This is a genomic window from Patescibacteria group bacterium (assembly GCA_041645165.1).
Lineage (GTDB): Bacteria > Patescibacteriota > Patescibacteriia > 2-02-FULL-49-11 > 2-02-FULL-49-11 > 2-02-FULL-49-11.
Genome location: JBAZQN010000009.1, coordinates 39,182 through 64,482, shown reverse-complemented (window position 1 = coordinate 64,482; position 25,301 = coordinate 39,182). Strand labels below are relative to the sequence as shown.

Here is a 25,301-nt window from a genome sequence, read left to right as displayed (position 1 = left end):
CGCGACGCCGAATAAAATTGTCAGTTCCCGAAGCGTTAAAATTAATGGTGCCGGGGTGAATTACGCGACGACGCAATAAGCTGTGCTGCTTCAAGAAGCGAATCAAAGGATTCACCCCCATCCCCCCACCATCCGTGCAATATCTCATACGCCATTTCGCCCCGCTCAATATAAGCATTATTGACATCCGTAATTTCCAGCTCTCCGCGCCCAGAGGGCTTTAGTGTTTTCAGGATGTCCCACACTTGCGCATCATAGAGGTATACGCCGATCACCGCGAGATTTGAGGTCGGCATTTTTGGTTTTTCTACAATCTTGACGATGCGCTCCTGTTCAATCACCGCAATGCCATATTGTTCTGGATGCGCTACCTCCTTTAAATAAATTTTAGCGCCTTTTTTCTGCCGTGAAAAAGCAGCTATTCCCGCGGAAAGATCGTCTATTATAATATTATCCCCTAAAATCACAGTAATCAGCTCATGATCAGAAAAATCCTCGGCAAGCGATAATGCCTGGGCAATGCCGCCCGCTTCTTTTTGCACCGCGTAAGAGAGCTTTAACTTAACATCAGAGAACTTATCAGGCCCGTCAAGCCTCCGGATATCATCCAAAAATGCGCTTCCGTCCGAAAGGAGCTCTGAAATATCACCGACATGCGCAGTCCCTGACACGATAAGAATATCATCTACCCCCGCCTGCACCAGAGCGCATAAGGGGAAATAAATCATCGGCCTGTCATAGACCGGCAGCAAATGTTTATTTGTCACTTTCGTCAGGGGATAAAGCCTCGACCCTGTCCCGCCTGCAGTAATAATGCCTTTCATATTATGAGAACGTAGAATAATTCAATGAAAAGTATTCACGCAGACCCGCCTGCCTACGCCTGTCTATAATCAACAAATGCAGTCTCAATATTCAGATGCAACACCATGGGCGCGATATTCCTAGGGGAAAGGCTATGGCGGGCAGGTGTACGCAGATATTCTTCTACTGTCTAATTAAGCTCTACGATTTATTCACCTGTCTAGATATCATCATAAATCATAAATCAAAACTCATCAATCATTTCTCTGCTGGTACCACCACAAAAAGCCGTCCCTGGCCACGGGAACCGCCGCTGCGCTCCCCTCCCCTCCTTGCTCTACAATGACTGTTATGACGATTTCCGGCGCGTCTGCTGGCGCATACGCGGTAAACCAGGCATGAGGAGACGCATCTCCTCCAATTTGGGCAGTTCCTGTTTTGCCGGCTATAGGCACCGGAAAACCCGCGAGTGACCTAGCGCTCCCTGTACGTACCGTTTCCACAAGGCCTTTCTTCACTTCATCGATCGCATTATTATTTAATACTCCGCTCGTGAGAAGATTTTCTTTAATATATGATTTGGTGCCATTCTGTAAAAGATGAGGTATTACCACGTTTCCCCCATTGGCAAATACCGCAGTCATGATCGCCATTTGGAGCGGGGTGGCAAGCACATCCCCTTGTCCGATCGCAAAGTGGTACGTATCGCCAATATACCATGGCTCTCCTTTGGCATCTTCTTTCCATTGCGGTGTAGGAAGAAATCCTGTGGCCTCGCCGAATAGGTCTAGATGCGTTTGATCACCCAAACCAAACGCGCCTGCATACCGTGCCATGCGTTCGACCCCTAATCCTTCTTGGTCCTCATATCCTCCGCCAATAATATAGAAATACGTGTTCACGGATTCTGCCAATGCGCCCCGCAAGGTCACCAATCCATGGCCGCCCGCCTTCCAGTCAGGAAAAAACCATGCACCCACTTTCAACCCTCCTGTGGAAGATATGACCGTAGAAGGAGTTACTATTCCTTCATTGAGTGCTGCTGCCGCAAAAATCGGTTTAATTATGGAACCGGTGGGATATTGGCCGGCGATGGCCCGGTTAAAAAGAGGGTATTGCGTGTCTTCAATAATAGAACGGGTATAGGTGGCGTCTCCACCTGCAAAAGTATGCGCATTAAAAGATGGGGCGCTTACCAGTGCAAGGATTTCGCCATTTCTGGGATCTAAAGCCACTGCGGCGCCACCGGGACTATTGCAAACGCGCACCTCGCGCGTAAGCGCGTTGAAAAGGGCATCCTGGAGCGAAACAGAAATACTGAGGGTAAGGTCCGTACCGTGCACAGGTGATTCTTCCGCGATGGTTGCTTTCGTCTCCCCCCGCGCATCCACCTCCACCACTCTTCTCCCTGGCATTCCGCGCAGCGTCTCTTCATAATACTGTTCTATGCCCGTCTTGCCAATAAAATCATTCTGCTGATACTGCTTAGGGTGCGCTTCCAAGCGTTTAAACGATTCTGGATCAATGCGTCCCATGAATCCTACTGCGTGCGAAAGCGATTCTCCCTCTTTGGTAAACCTCATAAGCGCAGTTTCCACTTGGATGCCAGGCAACTGATCGCTATATGCCATTATTTTTACCGCATTCTGGCGATCAAGCGAATCAAGAAGCGGCACAGAAGCGCCCAGCGCATTGCTTGGATCGGTAATCGCAAAAGTGGTTGCTTCATCAATGCGCGGCTCAAGGCGTTTAAGAAGCGCTGCCATTTCTTTTCTTTTCAATGCGTCCGCGGGTAACAATTTAGGAAAGAGCAGGAGACTTAATTGCGGTTCATTTGATACCAATGCATTCCCCTGCCGGTCATAAATTAACCCCCGTACTGCAGGAATCCATTCGACGCGCAGCCTGTTCTCTTCAGACACCGCACGGTATTCGCTCCCTTTAATAATTTCGAGATAGATAATGCGAAAAAAAAATACTATGCCTATCGCGAACATTGCTAAAGTCATTACACGGAGCGCATTGCGGGACAGAGGAGGGGTAAGGGCAGATTTTGATTCCTGCGGCAGAGGAGAATCAACGTCATATCCTTGCTGCGTATGGGATGACCTTCCTTTATAGGATAGTTCTTGCGGGCCAAACAATGGATCAGGTTGCATACCCAGAATATCAATATCCAACGCCAAACGCGACTGGCATTGTATAAATCCATAGAATGAATGCGACCTTGGAGTGGTGATGCATAATAATGATTGAGGAAAGCGTTTGGCGATTGGTGAGGGAGGCTATGAAGATGCTCTTTAATATTCTGACCTGAATTATGTTACATTATCCATTCCTTGCACTAAAGTTTTCGCCTCCCTCTTGGATATTGTATTACTGGGCATAACGGAATCGAAATAATTTCTTAACCACATGCATTATTAGAGATGCGAGATTTATGAACACTGCAGATGTGAGTGCAGTCAATACGATAGAGATTGCCATCATTTTTATATTTATTATTCCCGAACCGTTATGGGTGATCAACTCCCCCGTCCATGCAATCACACCTGCCATGCCTGCGGCCGCGCTTATATTTACGAAAATGTGAAACCTGTGCCCGACAGCTTCAAACACGAGCAGCGCGCATAAAAGCTGCATGGTAAGCAGCGGCATGGCGGGATAAGCCTCGATATCATGATACAGGCCTATCATGAGTAGCCATGCAAGCGTAGGGGGTATTCCTGCATACTTTCGCAACATTATAACACTTACAAGCGCGAATGAAATCAGGCTAATAGGGTACGGGAATAGTGTGGATAAAAATAAAATAAAGAGCGTGAGCGCAACTCCCCATGCAAAAAGAAGCAATTTTGAAAAAAGATGCTTGTCTTTTCCTTTATTGGTTCCCCTTAAGTACTGAAACAAAGGCATAATCAGCAATGGAAATAGATTGCTCAATGAGCGCTGATTGGAATGGCGCGCTTTTATCGGTCACTAACGCAGTTACATAACCAATCGTGAAGTTACGCGGTATGCGCTCATCGCTTCCCGCAGTAACTACAAGATGGCCGACCGGCAGCTCCATCCCTTGAGGAATAAAATCAAGCATAAGCGCTCCTCTGCGGCTTCGCACGATGCCTTCCTCGTTAGTACTGCCTGCCAAAGTTGCGGCAAGCGATACATCGGCATCAGTCAATAATGCGACGGTTGCGCGTTCATTTGTAGCGTCCACCACTTTACCTATAATTATGCCGCTCCCCACCACCACCGCATCACCCTTGGTGACCCCCTCCCGTAACCCTTTATCAATGGTAATGCGGGTGCGGCTTAAATTTGCATAATTCACAATTTTCGCAGCCACCTGTTCAATGCGGTAAGTAGTATGTATACCGAGAAGCTCGCTAAGTTCCGCATTTTCTTGCATGCAGGATTCCGCATCCTGCACTTGCTGATAGAACCCTTGAAGCGTGCTGCGCAGCGCGTCCCGTTCCTGAATCACTGCATTGCGGTCCTCAAACCATTGTTGGACCGTTTGGGAGCGCAACATAAAAAAACGCTCAAGCGGATCTAGAGCTCTCTGCAATGGCTGAAGAAGCAGATCAAGCGTATGAAAAAAAAGAAGAAGCGTGAATACGCATCCGCCCACAATTGCCCACAGCAAATTTCGTGATGATGATGCCATATGTTACTCTGTAGTCAGGGGCACGAGCAATGACTGATATTCTTTAATATTTTCAAGAATTATTCCAGTCCCCCGCGCCACACACGTGAGCGGATCGTCAACCATAAAAGTGCGAATGCCAGTCTCTGCCATGATAAGTTCAGGCAGCCCTCTCAATAACGCCCCGCCGCCGCTTAACGCAATGCCGCGTTCGTAAATATCGGAAACGAGCTCGGGAGGGGTGAGCTCCACCGTCGCAGTGATATTCTCAAGAAGCAAATGGACCGTACGGCTTAACGCATCCCTCACCTGCGCATCATTAAGCGAAACTTCTTTCGGCAAGCCGGTGAGCAAATCCCTGCCGCGTATTTTCATGAATCTCGGCTCGGCGGATGGATAGGCGGAACCAAGCGTTATCTTAACCATTTCTGCCGTTTTATCGCCGATCAGCACATTAAAATTATCCCTCACATACTGGACGATATCAGCAGTGAGCTCATCGCCCGCGATGCGCAGGCTTCGCCAATTCACGACTCCTGCCAATGAAATGACAGCAATTTCAGTCGTGCCTCCGCCTATGTCCACCACCATGTTCCCTGCCGCTTCATGGACAGGCAGCCGCGCGCCGATCGCCGCGGCCATCGGCTCTTCCACCAGATAGACCCTGCGCGCACCCGCGGAGAGCGCGGCGTCTTCCACTGCTTTTTTCTCCACCTCAGTGACATCAAGTGGTATACCAATCACTACCAGAGGGCGCGGCACGAGGGAAAATCCGTCCTGGTGCACCTTATCAATAAAATATCGCAGCATGCGTTCTGTCGCTTCAAAGTCTGAAATAATGCCGTCCACCAGCGGCCGCGTCGCAACAATATGCGGAGGAGTTTTCCCGATCATCTTTTTGGCATCATCCCCTACTGCCACGATTTGATTGTTTCGCGTATTGACCGCCACCACCGAAGGCTCATTGATCACAATGCCCTTATCACGCACATATACCAGCGTATTCGCGGTACCCAAATCAACCCCTAAATCATGTGAAAATTTTCCCAAAATGCCGTCAAACATAAAACTGAATTAAGGAAACCGCCCTCTCACGTCCCCTCCTTACTAAGAGCCTGTCCCGAGCTTGACGCGGGAAGGGGATGGGGAGGTCTCAATGATTGAAATATCAATACAATAAATTATTTAAGTTTCTTTAACACCTCATCACGTGCGACGAAAGATACATTTTTTTGGTTCCTGTATTTCATCTCGACTTGCCCTTTTGTTTTTTCGCTTATCACCAGCCGCAGCGGCAGGCCTATAAGGTCGGCATCTTTCAATTTTTCACCGCTCGATATAGACCTTTCATCGAATAACACTTCTATGCCTGCATTAAGCAGCGACTGATACATTTCCTCGCCTGACTTAATTATGGACGCGTCGCCTCCCAGCGTGACCAGATGGACTGCATACGGCGCCACGGATTCCGGCCAGAGTATGCCGTCGTTATCATGAAACACTTCGGTGAGCACTCCCATCAAGCGTGAAATGCCGATCCCATAACAACCCATGAGAATCGGGTGTTTCTCCCCTGATTCGTCAGTATACTGGAGATTGCAGGAATCAGAAAATTTTGTCCCCAAATTGAAGATATTGCCCACTTCCGACATGAGCCCTTGCGAAAAAGCATGGCCGCAGCGGGGACAATGGGACGTATCGTCTAATTCATCAATAATCTCTTTGTTGCGCGCGTATGCGCAATGCGTGCAGTAATAAATGGTGTCTTCCCCTGCAGGGGTGAGCACTTGGAATTCATGTGAATATTTAGAAAAGGTCCCGCCTGTTGCCTCCGCGCAATACGCGAGAAGCCCAAATGATTCAAACAGTTTCTGATAGCCTTCTTTCACCTTGTCGTAATAAACCTGTAAATCATCTCCGCTGGTGTGGAAACTATACATGTCTTTCATGAGAAATTCGCGCCCCCTTAAGACACCTGATTTTACCCTCGGCTCATCGCGGAATTTAGTTTGAATCTGATAAAGTGACAGGGGCAAATCCTTATAAGAAGAAATAAACTTCGCGGCCAAGGGGGTAAGGATTTCCTCATGGGTAGGTCCAAGGGCAAATTCACGGTCCTCGCGCGCTTTCAAGCGGTAGAGCACGTCAAAACTGTCCCATCGGCCTGTTGCTTCCCAATATTCTTTCGGATGCAAGGTGGGCATGAGCAACTCCTGCCCTCCCAATGCATTCATGGCGCGCCGTACGGCATCAGAAATTTTCTGGATCACGCGAATCCCCAAAGGCAGATAGCTGTAGATCCCCGCGCCCACTTTGTCGACAAAACCGGCGCGTACCAATAATTTGGCATTCGCGCTTACCTCATCCTTCGGATCCTGTTTCATGGTATGTCCAAATAATTGTGACTGTCTCATATGAAAGTATAGAACAATATAGTAAAAGAGTTTTCACGCAGATTTACGCAGATATTCTTTTTCTATCTCATTATGGAACTAAGGCGTTGTAAAACAATAAGTTATTCATTCCGTCATTCCAGACTTGATCTGGAATCCAGACAAAAATAAACAAAAATAGATGTTTCTTTTAATTTCTGGATTCCCGCTGGAGTTTACCCCGTAACGGCATACGGGGCGGGAATGACAGTGGAAGTTGAAAAGTTTATTAATTTACGTGCCCTAGTACCGTAACAATTAAGTTTCGCAACATGCATAGTGCCAAATCTCCCTGTAAATACTGTTCAAAACGCGCCAGTGATATGGCATAATTAAATTGTTACGGCACTAGCCAATAAAAGATTTAAGAGCCTGGAGTATCCCCGCCCCGTAGCGAAGCACGTCCCGGTAAGTCACAAATACAATCAAGAGGAGCAACAGCGCAAAGCCGACCGTATGGGTTATGGACTCTAATTTTCTGTTTACCGCTTTTCCTCGCAATATCTCTATAAAAATGAAAAGCACCCTCCCGCCGTCAAGCGCGGGAATAGGCAGATAATTCAGGATGGCGAGATTAAGCGAAAGTGTTGCCGCGAATTGCAGCACATACAAAAATCCCAAATGGACCACCTCACCGGTAAGCACTGCAATTCCTACCGGGCCGGATATGACCGCTTGAGTGCTCCCCGTGGTAATTAATTTAACAAGTATGGCGATAAACGTCTGGATAAGGTGCTGCGTGAGATAATAGGTGCTCCTTATCCCCTCGTACACGGCAAGGTACCATGGGTAGGATACGACTCCGGTGCGGATAAGCCCGACTCCCACAAGAGGAACATCGCCCCCCTCGGGGAGCTTTTGAGGCTTTACCGAGACATCGCGCGTGATGCCATTGCTCTCAAGAGTAAGCGTGAGGGAATTTCCTTCCATGCTCCGGATCGTATTTTGAAACTCCTGGATAGAATCAACCTCTACGCCGTTAATGGCGCGTATCGTGTCTCGAAGCGCAATATTCGCGGCTGAAGCCGGAGAATTCGGGATGACTTCGACAATCTGAATGCGGACATCGCGGAGGCTGGCATGAGATGAAAGATCATCTTCAATGACTGAGGGTGTACCGGTCATAAATCCGGCGCTGAACAGCACAATGGTAAAAAGCACATTCATGGCAACGCCTGCGCTTAATATGATGATGCGCTGCCACGCGGGTAAGCGGGAAATGCTCCCCTTTCCCTGCTCTTCGTCCACTTTATCCTCGCCGTAAAGTTTTACAAAACCTCCAAATGGTATCCAGTTCAGGGAATAGATGGTCGAGTCTTGCTCTTGGGGCGCATAAGAACTTCCCACCACCTTCCATGTGCCGTTCATTCGCATGACCCCAATAAGCCTCGCGGGAAGCCCGAAACCAAATTCAATGACGCGAACCCCGAAGCGCCGCGCAGTCAAAAAATGCCCCAGCTCATGCAGGAAGATGAGAAGGCTGAAGATGATAATAAATGTAATGAATGTGGCCATAGCTTTATGCGGGCTGCCTAATTAAAATTCAAGCTCCTTCTCCTTCTTCTTCCCCAGCTCGTCAAACGCATCCTGAAATTGCTTTATTTCCTTATCAAGGCGCTCCAAAAGGCGGAATTTCTCATCCTCCGAAATGGCCTTTTCTTTTTCTTGCCCGTTAATCTGTTGCTTCACCGAATCCCTTAACGCGCGAAGCGCTACTTTTGCCTGTTCCACTTCTTTCTGGACGCTTTTTTTCATCTTCTCGCGCGTTTCTTGGGTAAGAGCGGGGACAGAAAGCCTGATGACGTCCTTGTCCACCGCCACGCTGCAGCCAGTGTTCGCTTCTATCAGCCCCCGTTCAATATCGCGGATCAGCTGCTTATCCCATGCCTCAACGACCAACGTTTTAGGGTCTGGCACAGAAATGGACGCCACTTCCATAAGGCGCATCGTGGAGCCGTATGCCGCGATCGGCACGTGCTCAATCAACGATGGCATGGCTCTCCCTGTGCGTATCGTGGAAAGCTCATGCTCAAAATGCTCTTTGATTTTTTGGTAATCAGAGACGAGGGAGTCAAGAGGAGTAGGCATACAATATGAGAATTAAAAAATATGAATTTAGAATGTAGAATGAAGAATTAAGAAATCGTGTAGCGTGGCAGCTTGTCTGCCACCGATTGGTCGGAGACAATCTCCGACACTACTTTTTGGGATTCGTAACCCCCATATAGAGGATATCCGGGTTATACGCATCAACGGAAAGCGCAGTAGGGAGTCTGCCGCTGGGAAGCGCGAGCGTTGCCCAACGCGCGCCGCCATTGCTGCTTGCATAGAGCGCTTGAGGCACCGTGTAATAGATTTGTGACGAATTCTTTGGATTCACCGCCAATGAAAGGATTTCTATGGTCCCCGGCTTTGATATGAGGGGTATGGACTGCCATGCATCGCCGTTGTTCGTGGTGCGAAAAATGCCGTATACTGTCGCGAGCAAAAGCGCGTTTGGGGTGGCGGGATCGGGAATGAGCGTCTTATTTTCAAGCGCACCGGAGAACTCCTTCAGTGATTCTGAAACCGACTTCCATGTTTTGCCTTCGTCCGTGCTGCGCCAAATGCCCTGATTCTGCGTGGTGGCAAAAATATAATTTGATTTCGGCAACTGCAAAAGCCCCAATACCGGCATATCGAAACGGTACGCTACTTTCCAACTTCCTCCCTCATCCCTGCTTTCCAGGATATCTCCCGCGCTCGTAGAAGCGATTACGTGCCGCGCATCATTACGATTTATCAAAAGGCTCGTAATGCTGACATTGGAACGCGGTTCAAGATATATCTCTTCCCAGGTATTCCCCCCGTCGCCAGAGGTCAATATCCTATTCCCTGCCGCGAGATACAGCCGGGCGGTATCGCGCGCATCAAGTACCAGCGAGGAGATGCCCCCTCCTTGGTAAATGGAGAACCACCGCTCCGCCCCATCTGTAGTCTTCCAAAGGCCGGATTCGCGCGTAATAAGGTAGATAACTCTGCTATCTTCCGGATCTGCCACAAATCGCTTCACATTGACACTCGCAATAGTGTTGATTTTCTTTTTTACTTTTTCCACAAATACTTTCTGTTCCCATATTTCGCCGCGATTCAGGGACTTATACACCCCGCCATCTGTCGCCTTGTTCGTTGACAATGATATGGTACTGCATGAAATTCCGGTAAAAAGCATCATGGAAAGAAGGATAAAGAGAATGGATTTCATCATAGGCGTTGCGCAAGTGATAACGATAATATATCAAGGGCTAAATCTTGATTGACATGATGCGCGTGCGCGGACCAAAGTGCGCCAAGCGCCTTGCGCGCGCAGGGTGAAACGTCCTGATCACGGAACAGGAGCGCCATTTCATTGCGCAAGAGCTGCAATAACGCGTCAGGCGCTTTCCCATAGCGCGCCAGCATCTTGCGAATCTGCGTCTGTAATTCCCAAAAAGGCGCGTTTTTAAAATCTTTAAGCGCATCAACTTGCGCCAACATAGACGCCACATCCTCGCGCAGTTTAAAATTATCGAAAATTTTTCCTGGCACTCCCTGCGCATAGTTAGCAAGAGGGATGAGCTGTTCTGCGGCAACGGACTCTGATTTAAGAGCACTCATCATATCATGATGGGAGATGCGCTTGAAAGGGATCGCGGCGACCCGCGAATGGATGGTGGGCAGTAGCAGTGATGGCTGCGTTGCAGTAAGAATAAGGAGTGAGCGCGGATGCGGCTCTTCCAGCGTTTTCAAGAAGGCGTTCTGTGCGGCAATCGTACCGCGGTCTGCGTCTATGAGAATAAGGACGGAAAAACGGCCCTTAAGAGGAGTCTGATGAAGCCTCTCCTGCGCGTCCCGCACTTCGCGAATACTGACGGTGCGCACGTTGCGGTCCGCAGCGGCTATAGTCACATCCGGCATGGTGCCGTGCTCAATCGCGCGGCAATGTGCGCATTTTCCGCATGGCGCGTCAGATAATGCTAAAGCTTCACACTGGACCATTTGCGCGCACCACTTGGCCAATGTGGCCTTGCCTATGCCGCGCGGGCCGGTAAAAAGATAGGCATGGTGCATGGTGCCAGCTTGATATTCACGGCCTAATCGTGCCCTAATTTCTCTGTGAAATAGAATTATATTACTCTCGCGCATAACATTATAAATTCCAAATTGCAAGCACCAAATTGTCACCCTGAGCCTGTCGAAGGGTATTTATGATTTGGATATTGGGATTTGGAATTTTATTGGGCATTGGGCATTGGGATTTACGCGATCTATCGCGTAGCGAGTATGCTCCTCTTATACGCATCTAAATTATCAAGCGCCACCCCAGTGCCGCGCGCGACGCACAGCAGCGGTTCATCTGCCACATAGGAAGGCACACCCGTCGCTTGGGAGAGCAGCTTGTCGATGTTTCTTAACAAAGAGCTGCCGCCTGAGAGCACCATGCCTTTATCAATCACGTCAGCGCATAGCTCTGGCGGTGTTGCTGCAAACACGGATTTCACTGCGGAAATGACAGTTTCCAGCTCATGCTGAATTGCTTCCGTCACGTCGTCCGAGGTTACGGTAATGGTACGGGGAAGACCGGTGACCGTGTCGCGGCCGCGCACATTCATAGAAAGCTTTTTTTCAAGAAACAATGCAGAACCTATGGAAATCTTGATGTCTTCCGCGGTGCGCTCGCCTATCGCAAGGTTATACTTGCGCCTGATGAACTCTGTGATAGCGCTGTCAAACCTGTTGCCGCCGGTGCGCATAGAAGTATTGGCCACTATACCGCCGAGCGATATGACTGCGACTTCAGAAGTGCCTCCTCCTGTGTCCACAATCATATGGCCGGATGCTGAACCAATAGGGATTTTTGCGCCAATGGCGGCGGCAATCGGTTCCTTGATGAGATAGGCGGTTTTCGCGCCTGCGGCTATTGTTGCGTCAATAACGGCACGGCGCTCCGTGGAAGTGATGCCTGCGGGCACCGCAACCATAACTTCAGGCCTAAAAAGCCGCACGCCGCCAATGGCTTTATTAATAAAATACCGCAGCATAGCTTCTGTGGTGCGGTAATCCGCGATCACGCCATCTTTCAATGGCCGGGACGCCACAATCGTGTCAGGCGTGCGGCCGATCATTTCCTTGGCTTCCTCCCCAACCGCGAGCACCCTACGGTCCGAAAGCGAATGCGCCACCACCGAAGGTTCATTGATTACAATACCTTTCGTGGGCACATACACCAGCGTATACGTCGTACCCAAATCAATCCCGATTCTCTTGATGAACATAACAGGAACTCAAAACTTAGAACTCTCCGCCAAAGGCGGATCCGCCTCGGGCGGAAAAACTCATAACTTCAGTGTCTCAACTTCAGTGTCATTTCAGTGTTACACCACAACCAATTCAGTGCTCATTCAGTGTCTTTACTATACATAAAAATCCCCCTTTCGTCAAAAATAAACAAACTATTATCTCAATACATTAACCTATCCAACCCACCAGTCCAATTTAATTTATCCAACCTTTCCAACTTATCCGCCCTAATCACGACTCACCCACCCTATTTGCCTTATCTGCCCTATTCCGACTTACAATCTTATCCGACCTATCCACCCTATTACGACTTATCCGTCCTATTCACCTTATGACCGTAACCATTCCCCCATTACTTTATAATCGCTCCTACCTACTCCCCCCCTCCCCACTTATCCACCCTTGACAGGAGAGAGAAAGAGTAGTAAACCAATCCTTTATAAGCCAATCAAATAAAAATTGTTTCATTAACAAATGAGGAGGTGTGATACACTATAAAAAAGTCTATAAATCAAAACAATGTTTCACTAAACCTAATGGAGGTGCGCCATGAACGCACGAGCAATTTTATTGGCAGGGGTCCTGGGGATTTTTTTGTTTTCGTATTTTGGCTGCAATAGCGGCCAAAGTCAGTTGGAGAAGGAACAGCAGCAGGAAGCGTATCGTGACGAGAGAGAAAGGTACGTCACGACAGCAGAAACTTACTTCTATGAGGTGGTAGAATCCATGTGGAGGAATTCCTATGGATGTGCCGTCGACTTTAATAAAGTCGATACAGGCCTTCGTAGGAAAAATTGGACTGCTGTTATTCAAAGTCTAGTGCCAATGGATACGGCACGGCTGGACTTCTATCAAAAGCTCTCCGTCGCACATTGCGGAGGATTTTTGATTAATGGTGAACCATTTAAAATGGTGGTTTCCACCCCCCCAGATTCTGTATCCAAATCCAGTCTGGGACCGTGGTTCCATCCAGAAATCAACACTCCCACCACACCGCTCGTTGTCATCTCGGCGCAGCAGTGGGATGACCGGCGGGAAATAATCTACCAAATTTATTCAGGTGATTTTTCATTTACTTATTTAAAAAAAATGAAAAATACCGAATTCACATGGAAATACCATGGAATTCAATGGTTCGTCGCATTCTTCTATTACTCGATTGTAAACCGTTGGGGGGAAACGATCACAGATATTTTACCGTGGGAGCAAATTCCCAGGGAGACTCTATTTTTCAAGCCCGCAACTTTAGCGCAAGCGAAAAAATGGTATATGAGGCTGGTAAACGATATAGCCGACCAGTTATATCCGCCAGTTTCGTTAAAATCCTCCACTATCGTAGGGCTATAAGAATTACCCTCCCTAAATCACCCACCAACCGCACCTCACGACTGACATCAAAAAAGCCGCAGTGATGTACGATATTCCACTCGTATAATCATTCGCGGTTTTTGCTTTTTATTGAACTATTATACACTTTTCCCCCTACGATACTTTTTCTTTCACCTCACAAAAAACAGAAACCTTCAATTTTCTTCTTTCTATCTTCCATCCATCTTCCATCTTGTTATTTCTCTCCATTCCTTAATTTGAATCAGTGCCTATTAGCAGCGATCGTGGTATATAGGCATAGATACAAATACACTTTTTCGCTAGAATATCTTATCCGCAACTACAAATTTTACCCTCTCTTCTAATTCACAATTCACTACAATTCTGCCTGCGAATTCGAACGCTTTCTTGTCTTGGGTAAAGAAAACACTCTTTTGCAACTGGCTGAATCCAAGCGAATAGAGCACGTTACGAAAGGTATCGCGGAAATGCCGATATTGTTCGGGTATATCGAAAATAAGGATGTAGCCACCTTGCTTACCTTGAGGAGCATTTGATGTTTTGAAATGCTGTGAGTAGGTATACGCATATTTAAGCCATCCTTTTGGGGTAAGGCGGTACTTACCCTCTTTTCCTTTTATCAAAGTCACAAGATCTGCATTTACCAGATTCCTAAACGCTTTCTTAATGCGATCTTGTTCACGTTTTGCCTTTTCGCGCTTATAGCGGTCCCACCGTCTCATTTTTCTAAGATCATTAAAACCGAAAAGCTCATACGCCGCGCCTGATGACATACTAAAAATCGGCTCAAGCTCAGTGAGTTTAGAAAGTACACGTTCTGTGAGAGACTCCTTAGTGCGCAAACTCATATTTACTTCTTAATGGATAAAAGTATAAAAAGAGTATATCATATCCCTCCCTATTAGCAACGATCGCTGTATATAGGTACAGGTATCTTTTAATAATTATTCTTGTTTTACAGAATGTATAATAACAAAACCTCAACGGTATGCCCGTGAGAGGTTATTAATAACTATATCTTCTATCAATTTAGACACTTAATTGTGACTAAATTTATTCACTGCCGAAAAAGGTTCTTGATTGGGTAAGAGGGTATGAATAAGTAAACTCATCTGATTTTTTTGATTTTGACTGGAGAATTTTATCCTGAAGTATAATAGATTTTGGAAAATGGAAATTAAGGTTGAGGGTTGGCGTGCCGCTGCCGGCTTGGCGTTCGGCATGGAGGGTATAGGCTCCTTTTGAGAGTTTTTTAATTAGCGCAGAATTATTGAGCGAGTATTTGAACGTGAGCGTGCGTGAGGTGCTAGGTTCCACCGTAGTGAACGTGCCAAATATCACATATCCAAGCTCTTCAGTGACATCCAAAGGCGTTTGCTTCCCCTGCTCATCAACATTGCCATCCACGGACCTGATAGCCCCTTGGTTCGTATAGATGCGCGTGTACGTGCGGTAGCGCGATGTTTTCCAGTCAGGCTTTCCTTGATGGTCATAGGTAATGGAAAGCGTGGCAAGCGGCGGTACACCCGATTTCGTCGCATCCAATGAATAGGAAATAGTCCGCTTGATGACTGCATCTGTTTTTAACGCCTCCATATTGGCGTCCACGACAAACACTACGTCATTGTCTCCCGGTGGCGGCACTGCGCCTGCCCATCCGCTTTCGCGTAATGAATCCTGTGCCTGCGCTTGGGAATAATATGCCTGGATGTCTTTTGTGGCGAACGAGCGCGTAAGATTTGCAGCGATCTCAAAAAGCGTTGCGTTCTCAGTGTTGCTTATGCGGTCTATTAGCACGCGGCCCAAGAGCCCAACCAAATCTTTTCTGCGCGACTTCTCAATCCCCCGCTTCCAATATTCCATTTCAACTTCTTCCTCAAGCACTGACACGAGATTTTCGCTGGTCACCATCCTTTCATATACATTTAAGGGACCTAAAATTTCAAGCATGGGCGTGATTGCTTCTGGAGTCAGGGCGATCACGCCGCTCAAAGACTGTGCACTGCCCTTTGCTTTCCAGTATTCCAGAATGGCACGCGCGGTGGTAGGGAAATCAGGCGACCAGTTGATATTACGCAAATAGGTAGCATCTTGGCCCGCATAAGTCCTTATGGGCTGCGGCGGAGGAGGAGGAAGGCCGTCCCTCCCTCTTATATCAAAGTTATATACATCATCACTCTCAAATTCAACCAGCTTCCCGTGAAGAATGGTGGCAACCGCATACGTGCCAATGAAACCTCCTGTTGGTTTCAGTTCCGTTGAATTTTGCAAGAGAATGAGATACCGCTGTCCCTCCAGAGGCAGATACGGTATCAACGCTGAAATATTTGCGACAAACAGCGCACCGTCCCTCAATGACCGCAGCGCTTCAGGGGATGGCAATTGTGGAAATACATAGGTGCGTACGGTCTGCGGCAGCTCCCCATACGCATCGGTAAAAAGAGAAACATCGCGGGTTATCGTCTGAAGTTTAGGTGAAATTTCACCCAAACGGCGGGTAAGCTGAAGGCGTGACTCCGCTGGCAAATCAAAAAAGGTGTTCTTCCCGAGCGCATCCCGCACTTCTATCATCTGCGGTAAAAGAGGCTCTAAATCTACCATCGCTTGAGATGCATACTGGAATGTATCATTCAGCTTGTTCTTTTGATCTTTAAATACAAAAGGTATTCGCCCGGAAATCTTCTCATATGAAGCGCGTGACACTTCCATATTATTCCGAAAATCTGCATAGCGGGTTAAAACTTCGCCAATCGGTTCATACGCAATACTTTCCTTAAATGCATACGCCGATGCAGGGAGCGCGCCCCTCTGCTTCCAGAGGGAATAAAAAGGGGCCGCCACGACGGCGATAAGTATGCATAATAATATGAATATGATAAAGAACGCGCCCGCGACAACCCTCAAGGGATGGCGCTTATCCGATTTTTCTTCACTTTTAGACTCATGTGGATGCGCTCCTTCGAATTCATGAGAGCTTGAAATTTTTAAGGCGGAAATAGGCATATCACATGATAAATTCCAAATTACAAATTCCAAATCCCAAACTTCGCAATATACGAATCCGCGTCACTAATTGGTCATTGGGAATTGGTCATTGGGATTTAACCTCTGGTTTCTCCACTTCCAAAAATATTTGACCCATGAGGATATATGGATCCAGGTGAGCCGGTTAAAAAAAGTCCAGATCCCGTCAAACGATGAAAGTCGCTGCGGATAGTGGACCATAACCGCATCTGGCACATACGCCACCTCCCAATGCTTCTGCCAAAAACGCCGGCACCAGTCCGTATCTTCAAAAAAAAGAAAAAATCGCTCATCAAATAAACCAACCTCCTCGAGCGCATTGCGCCGCACAAGAAACGCAGAACCCTGCAGCCATTCGACGGAGCGGATATCATTATGATCCCATTCGCGCATTAAGAAACGGTCCAGTTCACTTTTGCCAGCGCTGAAATGCGACAGTTTTGTTCTTCGAAAAAAAGGGGTATACCAGCGCGGAAAACGGAAACAGCTGTATTGGAGAGTCTGGTCAGGGTTTAGCAATTTTGGTCCTGCCATACCGACCCGCGGTGACTTTGAAAGGTATTCGCAGAGCGTTTCAATCGCGCGCGGCAACAGGATGACATCAGGGTTAAGGATCAGCACATATTCTCCTTGCGCGCGTTTCAGGCCGGTATTATTCCCTGCGCCCATTCCGCAATTCCATGTAAGCGGCAATGCCAGAACGTTGGGAAACTCTTTTGAAAGCGTCTCTATACGATCGCCTGACGCATTATCAACCACAATTGTTTCATAAGAAAATGGCAGATGGAGCTCGTCTAATGAACGGAGTTGCTGCCGCACCAGATTGATTTTTTTATAGTTCAAGATAATTATGGAAAGATACATATTTGCTCAACTATCATTTGAGATATTTTCTCCTGTCTATAAGGACCCGCCAATTCTTCATAACATCCAGCCACGCACGAAAAAGTATAATAGGATGCGTACAAAGAAGATATCCTATCTTACCAAATTCCCATGATAAAAGCCATGGCAGCTCTTTCCAGTTCTTGAGCCAACGTTCATTTTTAACAAGTAAAAATATATGGTTGCGGTAAGAGAGAAAAGTAATGCGTGCAGTGCGGGATGCGTGCTCATGCCAAATAGTCCTCAAATCTGTGCCTGTCGTGCCTGCGCGGCGATAGTGGTATGCGCGTGCGCGCGGCACAAAGAGCGCGCGCCAGCCTCGGCGCTGCAATCGCCATGCAAGGTCAACATCTTCCTTATAGGAGTGGAACAGCTCGTCAAAATATTCCACTCTTTCTTTTTCGCGATATGCGGTGCTCTCAAGCGCCTTTCGGCGATAAAGCGCCGCCGCGCCGCTAGGGCCGAAAATTTCTGTACTCGAATCGTACTGTGCGCGATCCTCCTCCCCTGCCCCACGATCACGAAACCAACGCCTGCGGTCAATGAGAATACCGGTACTGTCAAGCGTGCGGGAAAAGGTGCTGTTCCCTAATTCGCCGGGATTCCCTTGCGCGCGCAAAATTTTGCCAGTGGCGCTCCCTGCGTGCTGGTTTTGATCCAATGCCTCAACCACCCGCGCGAGATACCACTCATGCAGAATCACATCGGGATTGAGCGTGAGCACATAATCACTCTCGGTAAAGTGGATCGCTTGGTTATGCGCCCGCGCATACCCGGCATTCTCCCGATTCCGCACAATCCTGTACTGCGGCCAACGTTCCGCAAGATAGCTCAAGGTACCATCGCTTGATGCGTTATCCACCAAAAGCACGGACCAGTCACTAAAGGTCTGATGTTCAAGCGACAGCAACACTGATTCCAAAAAAGGCTGCGAATTATGCGTGACAATATGGACAGAAACTTTGGGCATATTTAAGGTGAAAAATCCCAAACCCCAATGACCAATTTCCAATATCACGCCAGAGGCGGACCAGCCTTCGGCTGAAAACCCAATTCATAAAACATCAAACTGGCCATTCAGGCATTTAATCATTCGTTGGGCATTGGACATTAATTTGATATTGGAGATTGGAAATTGGGACATTACCTCCCCTCTTGACTTCTTCTTCTTCTGCTATTTTACAACGTTAAACCTATTTTAAAATCTAAAACTGTTAACTCTAGCGATTAAAGGAGGTGATACGAATGTCACGCGGGAGCGAAAAAAGAGTTCTGGGTAATACCATTCACATTTTTATCGCCATCATATCTGCAGGAGCGTGTTTTTACGCCGGGAGAGATATATTTAGTTATCCCGTGCTTGAAAACATTGGGTTGGTGTTCGCAGGTGTGTTTTGCCTGTGGGACGTGTTAATACACAGCATGATGGTACGTTGGGAAATCAGCTAAACCAAAAGCTGAACATCAAAGGCCTGCACCACTCTGTGGCTGCAGGTCTTGTTGCTTTAATACTATAACGCAAATACACAATAACACCAACCCGATCCCCAACGGATGATTCAGGTACGGGCTGGTGATATTAACAGTACTTATGCCAACCAATGCTAACAATAGTGCTGCCGCGAGCGTGGGAATTTCTGTCTGTTCCATCATATCCCATAAATTTTTCCCGATTACCGCAATAAGCCACAAATAACCCGCCAATCCCACAAGTCCTATTTTTAACCAAATGTCTAAAAAGCCCCACTCAAATGCGCTTGTGGTATACATGCCGCTCCCCCCCGGCGAGCGTGCGACGATCCGCGGATCTGCGCTGATGTAGGTGAGGGCTGTACCGAATCCAGAGCCGATGACAGGATGTTTGGCTATTGCCTTCATTAACGGGCTTAATTGGTTCATCCTGCTTGATCCCGCTGCTTCTATCGCTAATCGTTCACGCAGAGGGATCCCTCCTGCGGGAATCGGCGGAATGCGCTGAAATGCAATCATAAGGAGCATGGCTCCCAGTATTCCTCCCGCAGTCACTGCAAGGATGCGTTTTACAGGCGCAGCGTGATGATACAACGTCAATGTGACTCCGGTTATACCTACTGCAATAAGTCCAATCCAATTACTCCTGCTGAAGCTGATGAAAAGCGCTGAAAGAGTGACTGATAATAAAGCAATATGAGCAATTTTATTCTGTTGAGATTTAGCGATACTCGTGAGAAAGAACCACGCCGCCACAAAGAGCAGCCATACCTGGCTTTGAAGGAAAACACGCCATGCGCCAGGGCGAATAAAAGTAATCTCGCCAAACTGCATGTCCCGAATCCATAAGTAAATAGTGTGGGTAAATACATATTGATGCGCAAATACATGAAAAAATATGAGTGTGAGCAGCGCATTTGCAAGGCCTGCCCCGAGCACATACGTTACGGTACGATTTAAAAAAATATTTCCTTTCCCTTGATCAACGATGGACAACAACGGGAATAGAATAATTAAATATATCCACGCGTTCGCGTCAAAAAAAACTGGCCCAAACCCATTCCCTCTCACCAAGCCCCACCCGACTCCCCATATTATACTCAATCCCAATATAATAAGCACACTGCGGATCCCCGCAGGTATATTTTTCAATAGGGCGAATGGCGACGAGCTATTTCTAGAGTGAATTAAGATAGTGCCAAACCACGACAAAAATACTCCTGTAAAAATGAGAATTCTGATAGGCAATATAGTATCGCCAAATTGTAAGCTCAGCCACCAGCCTTTTCCTCCCATGGCCAGCTCGGCGAATACAAGACCGAACGCAATCTCAGGATATTTTAAATATAAATATATGATGCAAATGGTAATAATGCCGGCAAATATCCCATTGAGGAATGGCCATTGCCAACTAAGAAACGAACATAAAAAAAATAGAAGGGCGGCACCGAAGGCTTTCTTCATATATTTGTGGCGTTTGCCTTGTTTATTTTAAATAAAATTAATAAAAAAATTCGATATACAAATAACACAAGAGGAGTCGAAATAATGAGCGGCAACGCGGCGTGCTTTCCATGCCACTTGCCAATATAACGTTTCATGCTGATGAGAAATTGCTTCTGGTTCTCATAGGAGGAAACTTTGGAAAAGCTTTGCGCCCCCCAATGGATTGCTTTTGCGCGAGGATAATACCACACCTGCCACCCCAACTCATGTGCATGCCGCATAAGGTCAACCTCGTCGAACCAGAGAAAAAAACGCTCATCAAATCCGCCCACCTGGGTTAAGAAGGAATTCCTCACGATGAAAAAAGCTCCCATAACCTGATCTACCTGCTGGCTTACTTCATAATTGAAGGCGTCCTGAAAATAGGTGCGGAACAATGCACGCAGCACCGGTATATGGGGAATTTTAAGCGCCAACCCCAGCGCGACGAGGGGTGCGGGAAATGATCTGACTGATACCTGCCTGCTCCCATCAACATTTTGCAGCATCCCCCCTGCGATTCCGGCTATTGGGTGCTGATCCATAAAAGATACTAAATGCTGAAGTGCGCTATTTAGTAACTCCGTATCAGGATTTAAAAAACAAATATAACGCCCTTGCGCATGTGTAATGCCTACATTGCACGCGTGCGCAAAGCCCGTATTTGCAGGAAGGCGTACGAGAATCACCATAGGGAAGGTATCGCGCACAAAATCCGCGCTCCCATCGGTAGACGCATTATCGACCACGATAATTTTACATGACAGGCCTTGGGCGCACCTTTGCACCGACTTCACACAACGCTCAAGAAACTCTTTGGAATTCCAGCTTACAATAATTACTGAAAAATCCATACCCAGTATATCAACTTCCCACGCCAAACGCTGGTTTACTGCGAGTGTATTCCTGTAGTCGCAGACCTAGGAATCTCCGGCCTTGAGTTCCTTTCAGATAATGTTCACGGCGTTTGGCGTCGTTTATATTAAGACATCCTTCGAAGTAAATGAGTTTAAATGGTAGTCTAAACTTTGTTGCAAAATTTAAGCCTTTCCTATGTTCTTCCAGTCTCCTTTTCAGGTTATTCGTATACCCTATGTATTTATTATTATCCTTTATACTTTGTAGTACATAGACATAAAAGAACATATGGGAAGTTGTATAACTGGGCATAGTCATAAGGTTGTGATAGGTCTGCTCTGGAGCAGGTAAAACTTGCCACGGACTAATGCCCACTCAATGTCGCAAGGAAATCGCTCATGGCGCTCGACGCGCATACAGAGCTCCGCTAATGTTTTTATTTGTGCAGTCGTAAGCTTTTGCTTTGTCCGTAGTTTTTTAGGTACAGAAACCCAACAGTCGCCATTTCCTTTTTGATTGCGTACAAGTTTTTTTTCTTGTCTGGCAGTATGGAGATCTATTACTGAATAATCTTTTTTATGCAGCACATACGAATCAGGGGTAATCTGGCCGGACACCACCGCTTCCCCCAATCCCCACCCTGCTTCTATAATCATTTGATTTTTGTCTTTCGTCACCGGATGCACCGTAAATGCGATTCCGGCAACCTCTGACTCGACCATCGCCTGCACGACAACCGCAACTGACACTTTCACGCGGTGCAATCGCTTCTCATGACGGTAAAAAATCGCTCGTGGGCTAAAAAGCGACGCCCAGCATTTTTGGATATTCGCAAATAATGTCTTTGCAATAGTATTTAAATAAGTCTCCAACTCCCCTGCCCAGCTTGCCGTCTTTGAATCCTCCGCAGTCGCGCTGCTGCGCACTGCCACGAAGGAAGTATTAAGTGTGCCAAAAAATTTTATAACTTCCTGCCGCAGGTCTTTAGGAAACGGAGCCTCAAGGATAAGCGCACGAATCACATTTGATGCACGATCAATTGAATTCGTATCTTTATAATTCACTCTGCTTAATTGCGCATCGATATCTTCAAGCAATTCATTTTCTTCCAGAAACCGATCAAATGCCGCTGCTGTCACTACGAATCCAGCGGGTACCGGCAGCCCCGCCCGCATCAAATCACCCAAACTTGCCCCCTTCCCACCTGCAAGAGCAATATCCTTTTTTGAAATACTAGACAATTCACGAACGAATAACAGAACCTTCTCGGTTCTGTGTGCAATTCTTTTCATCTTTTTTAGATTACCCATACCTATAGAATACATTATTACACAATTTCATCAAGTATTAACATTCAGCATCTCGCCACGTGCTCAATTATTAAGCTTGTGTTTCGTTTTAATAATTTGTTCTGCTTCGCGGTACTTATTAAGTCTCGAAATATTCATGCCAAACTTGGTAAAAGGTATCTGGTACATGATGGACGGCAACCAACGGCTCATGGTGCCTTTTGTTTCCACGGTAAATAGAATTTCCGGCACATAGGCACCTATGGTACCCCGTTCAAGAAGCGTGAGGTAAAGATCCCAATCCTGCAGCCGTTTTAATTGTTCATCAAATGGATTCTCCGGGAGCGTTTCGCGTTTTATCAGGGAGGTAGTATGGATATAGGGCATCTGGCGCAAGCGAGCTGCATCAAAAGGGTAGGAAGGGAACTTCTTCCGCCCCCATCTAAATGAACTGTAGGCATAACCTACTCCTAAATTTTGATTTTTTCCGCCTGAGGCGGATCCGCCTTGGGCGGAGATTTTTGATTTTTGATTTAACGATATATACAACCTTTCCAACGCGTGTTTTTTCAATATCACATCCGCATCAAGAAATACGACCAGTGTGCCGTGAGATTGTTTAAATCCACAATTACGGGCTGCTGATGCCCCCCGATGGTCTTGTGTCAGTACGCTGACCTCAAAGGGTAATGTACGCCTTGCTTCTTCTGCCCATATGGCAGTTCCATCGATTGAACCGTCGTCAACAATAATAACCTCCGAGGGTTTTAGAGTTTGTTCCGCAACATGCACACTACAGCGCGCAAGCGCACGCTGCATGTTAAAGGCGGGGATTATTATTGAAATTGTATCCATAGCACATTAACCATCAATAGGTTTAAGATTTGATATAATTGCATTTGCTACCTCGTGAATATTGAAAGGATCATGAACAACAGTCACCTGCTTGCATTTTTGCAATGCCTCTCCCGTGCCTCCAGAAAGTGTTGCAATAATTGGTACATGGTACTGATCCGCTTCTAAAAATACAATGCCGAATCCTTCCACATCGCCGTGAGATTCTCGCGGTAATAAAATAAATTCATCCGCCAAAGAATAATAAACCGCCAACTCCTCGTCGCTCGCCTTCCCGACAAAGTGTATGGATAAATGGCCATTCACCCCTACGGATGGCGCCAACTGATAAACTATGGACTGATAAACTGGCAACTGGTCGCCTTCTCCCACAATCACATAATGAAGATGGGGCGAACGGCGCCATACCTCCGGCAATGCGCGCAATACGCAATCAATTCCTTTTCGCGCCACAAGCCTGCTCACCGTCAGTAAGACTTTCGCATCATGAGGGATTCCCAGCCTTGTCCGCAACGCTAAAATCTCTTCACGCGCCGCCTTTCGTTTCGGTTTCGGTTCAGGATATATTACCTCAATTTTGTTTCTTGTTCCTTGTTCCTTGTTCCTTGAAAAATAATTTTCAATAATTTTTTGCTTCGTCCATTCGCTGTTTGTAGTAATCAATGTGGCGCGGTTTAATATACGCTTCATGAGCCATCGCTTCCTTGGGGAATACAAAGGCAAAAGCACGTCCATGCCATGTGTTGAAACAATATAATATTTAGGCCAAAGATGTGATAACAGCCATACCACCGTACCCACTGGCAGCACCTGCCCCACCCACCAGACATCAGTTTTAAGTTTAATAGTTTTAAGTAATAAGGGAAATATCAATAACGGCCACCATGGCGTGAGCGTCCATCGACCCAACAATAATACTACAACTCTCGCATCACCTCCTCTGAATCTCTCCCTTGCCATGGGGGAGACGGAGGGGGTCTCCGCAGCGTTCAATCTGCGCACTAAATTTTCATAATACCACGCTACCCCTCCTGTCGCAGGCGGGTAATCAGTAGTTACCAATAATATTTTCCCTTTGGGTAATTGCGGTACCGACATCACCTATAGTGTATCGCTAAACTATCAAAATGAAAATCCCGCCTAGAAAGGCAGGATTAAATAACTCTACACTATCTGCGTTAATCTGCGTTTTGATCTGCGTATATCTGCGTCTAGGGTTAGCGTTTCTGCCATTGCGGCGCGCGCCTGGCGCGTTTTAAGCCGTATTTCTTCCTTTCTTTTGCTCTTGGATCGCGCGTCAGATACCCGTGCGCACGCAAGGTGGGGCGCAATTGCTCATCATATACCACAAGCGCCCGGCTTACCGCCATACGCAGCGCTACCGCCTGACCGTGTTTCCCTCCCCCTTGCGCGCGTGCAATCACTGATACCTTGCCCTCTAAACCCACGGCACCCAAAGGTGCGTGACCGAGTGCTTCATATAAAGGATAGGAAAAATACTTTTCAAGATCCTTCCCATTGACTTTAAATGCTGCAGGTTGCGTGAAATAGAGCCTCACCCCCACGATAGATTCTTTCCTCCGCCCGACCGCATAGAAAAAACGCTTCTCGCTCTGCTCTGCCTTTGGCGTTGCGCTTTTCAATTCATGATGCGCTTTGGGGGTGACGTGCCTTACGACAGGTATAGCTTTTTCCGTTCGCGTATACTTTGGCGCGGGGGTGCGTCTTGTAGCGGGCTTGCGTGCTATTTTTTTGGGTGTTGATGCGCTGCTGGAAGACATAAAATTAAATTAACCTACAGTTCATATCGTCTGCGTCAGTCTGCGTGGAGTCCGCGTATGTCTGCGATAATAAGGTTTTTAACGCGGACTTACGCCGACGTTA

At 47.1% G+C, this 25,301-nt stretch carries 23 protein-coding genes; 1 reads left to right on the top strand and 22 read right to left on the bottom strand.

Features of this window, described 5'->3' with window-relative positions:
• Positions 1-41 precede the first annotated feature (41 nt).
• The 11 genes from WC659_04390 to WC659_04340 form a co-directional block, all read right to left on the bottom strand.
• Positions 42-824, bottom strand: a complete 783-nt coding sequence (locus WC659_04390) for a sugar phosphate nucleotidyltransferase (protein MFA4873148.1) — start codon at positions 822-824, stop codon at positions 42-44.
• Between the two features lie 234 nt (positions 825-1,058).
• Complete coding sequence (mrdA, locus tag WC659_04385; protein MFA4873147.1) at positions 1,059-2,963, bottom strand: penicillin-binding protein 2; 1,905 nt, start codon at positions 2,961-2,963, stop codon at positions 1,059-1,061.
• 217 nt (positions 2,964-3,180) lie between these two features.
• Positions 3,181-3,720, bottom strand: a complete 540-nt coding sequence (locus WC659_04380) for a hypothetical protein (protein ID MFA4873146.1) — start codon at positions 3,718-3,720, stop codon at positions 3,181-3,183.
• Positions 3,686-4,471, bottom strand: coding sequence for a rod shape-determining protein MreC (mreC, locus tag WC659_04375; protein MFA4873145.1), 786 nt, complete (start codon positions 4,469-4,471; stop codon positions 3,686-3,688). Before mreC ends, WC659_04380 begins: the two co-directional genes overlap by 35 nt.
• 3 nt (positions 4,472-4,474) lie before the next feature.
• The gene (locus WC659_04370) at positions 4,475-5,515 is read right to left on the bottom strand and encodes a rod shape-determining protein (GenBank protein MFA4873144.1); all 1,041 of its coding nucleotides are present in this window, start codon (positions 5,513-5,515) and stop codon (positions 4,475-4,477) included.
• A gap of 116 nt (positions 5,516-5,631) precedes the next feature.
• The gene (locus WC659_04365) at positions 5,632-6,864 is read right to left on the bottom strand and encodes an aminoacyl--tRNA ligase-related protein (protein MFA4873143.1); all 1,233 of its coding nucleotides are present in this window, start codon (positions 6,862-6,864) and stop codon (positions 5,632-5,634) included.
• Between the two features lie 366 nt (positions 6,865-7,230).
• Positions 7,231-8,397 carry an RIP metalloprotease RseP gene (gene rseP, locus WC659_04360; GenBank protein ID MFA4873142.1) on the bottom strand — a complete coding sequence of 389 codons (1,167 nt, stop codon included), beginning with the start codon at positions 8,395-8,397 and terminating at the stop codon, positions 7,231-7,233.
• Between the two features lie 21 nt (positions 8,398-8,418).
• The gene (locus tag WC659_04355; GenBank protein MFA4873141.1) at positions 8,419-8,970 is read right to left on the bottom strand and encodes a ribosome-recycling factor; all 552 of its coding nucleotides are present in this window, start codon (positions 8,968-8,970) and stop codon (positions 8,419-8,421) included.
• Positions 8,971-9,079: 109 nt separating this feature from the next.
• Positions 9,080-10,129 (bottom strand): hypothetical protein, encoded by a 1,050-nt coding sequence (locus WC659_04350; GenBank protein ID MFA4873140.1) that lies wholly within the window; start codon positions 10,127-10,129, stop codon positions 9,080-9,082.
• Complete coding sequence (locus WC659_04345) at positions 10,126-11,046, bottom strand: DNA polymerase III subunit (GenBank protein ID MFA4873139.1); 921 nt, start codon at positions 11,044-11,046, stop codon at positions 10,126-10,128. The genes WC659_04350 and WC659_04345 overlap by 4 nt, the downstream gene beginning before the upstream one ends.
• A 122-nt stretch (positions 11,047-11,168) precedes the next feature.
• Positions 11,169-12,176, bottom strand: coding sequence for a rod shape-determining protein (locus WC659_04340; GenBank protein ID MFA4873138.1), 1,008 nt, complete (start codon positions 12,174-12,176; stop codon positions 11,169-11,171).
• 619 nt (positions 12,177-12,795) lie between these two features.
• Here WC659_04340 and WC659_04335 point away from each other — a divergent pair.
• Positions 12,796-13,548, top strand: coding sequence for a hypothetical protein (locus WC659_04335; GenBank protein ID MFA4873137.1), 753 nt, complete (start codon positions 12,796-12,798; stop codon positions 13,546-13,548).
• Between the two features lie 302 nt (positions 13,549-13,850).
• On the opposite strand, the gene WC659_04330 is transcribed toward WC659_04335, so the two are convergent.
• The 11 genes from WC659_04330 to rpsI form a co-directional block, all read right to left on the bottom strand.
• The gene (locus tag WC659_04330) at positions 13,851-14,399 is read right to left on the bottom strand and encodes a hypothetical protein (GenBank protein ID MFA4873136.1); all 549 of its coding nucleotides are present in this window, start codon (positions 14,397-14,399) and stop codon (positions 13,851-13,853) included.
• A gap of 205 nt (positions 14,400-14,604) precedes the next feature.
• A complete protein-coding gene (locus WC659_04325) occupies positions 14,605-16,554 on the bottom strand; it encodes a DUF4012 domain-containing protein (GenBank protein MFA4873135.1) in 1,950 nt (649 codons plus the stop codon).
• 66 nt (positions 16,555-16,620) lie between these two features.
• Positions 16,621-17,439, bottom strand: a complete 819-nt coding sequence (locus WC659_04320) for a glycosyltransferase family 2 protein (GenBank protein MFA4873134.1) — start codon at positions 17,437-17,439, stop codon at positions 16,621-16,623.
• Between the two features lie 13 nt (positions 17,440-17,452).
• The gene (locus WC659_04315; GenBank protein ID MFA4873133.1) at positions 17,453-18,430 is read right to left on the bottom strand and encodes a glycosyltransferase family 2 protein; all 978 of its coding nucleotides are present in this window, start codon (positions 18,428-18,430) and stop codon (positions 17,453-17,455) included.
• 494 nt (positions 18,431-18,924) lie between these two features.
• Positions 18,925-20,394: an O-antigen ligase family protein gene (locus WC659_04310; protein MFA4873132.1), complete on the bottom strand. Its 1,470-nt coding sequence runs from the start codon at positions 20,392-20,394 to the stop codon at positions 18,925-18,927.
• Positions 20,391-21,269: a glycosyltransferase family 2 protein gene (locus WC659_04305; GenBank protein MFA4873131.1), complete on the bottom strand. Its 879-nt coding sequence runs from the start codon at positions 21,267-21,269 to the stop codon at positions 20,391-20,393. Before WC659_04305 ends, WC659_04310 begins: the two co-directional genes overlap by 4 nt.
• Before the next feature lie 10 nt (positions 21,270-21,279).
• Entirely contained in the window at positions 21,280-21,561 is a 282-nt protein-coding gene (locus WC659_04300) for a GIY-YIG nuclease family protein (GenBank protein ID MFA4873130.1), read from the bottom strand.
• A gap of 26 nt (positions 21,562-21,587) precedes the next feature.
• A complete protein-coding gene (locus tag WC659_04295) occupies positions 21,588-22,583 on the bottom strand; it encodes a PEP/pyruvate-binding domain-containing protein (protein ID MFA4873129.1) in 996 nt (331 codons plus the stop codon).
• Positions 22,584-22,646: 63 nt separating this feature from the next.
• Positions 22,647-23,417 (bottom strand): glycosyltransferase family A protein, encoded by a 771-nt coding sequence (locus WC659_04290; GenBank protein MFA4873128.1) that lies wholly within the window; start codon positions 23,415-23,417, stop codon positions 22,647-22,649.
• Positions 23,418-23,423: 6 nt separating this feature from the next.
• On the bottom strand, positions 23,424-24,515 hold the full coding sequence (locus tag WC659_04285) for a glycosyltransferase family 4 protein (GenBank protein ID MFA4873127.1): 1,092 nt from the start codon (positions 24,513-24,515) through the stop codon (positions 23,424-23,426).
• Between the two features lie 119 nt (positions 24,516-24,634).
• Positions 24,635-25,198, bottom strand: coding sequence for a 30S ribosomal protein S9 (gene rpsI, locus WC659_04280; protein ID MFA4873126.1), 564 nt, complete (start codon positions 25,196-25,198; stop codon positions 24,635-24,637).
• Between the last annotated feature and the right edge of the window lie 103 nt (positions 25,199-25,301).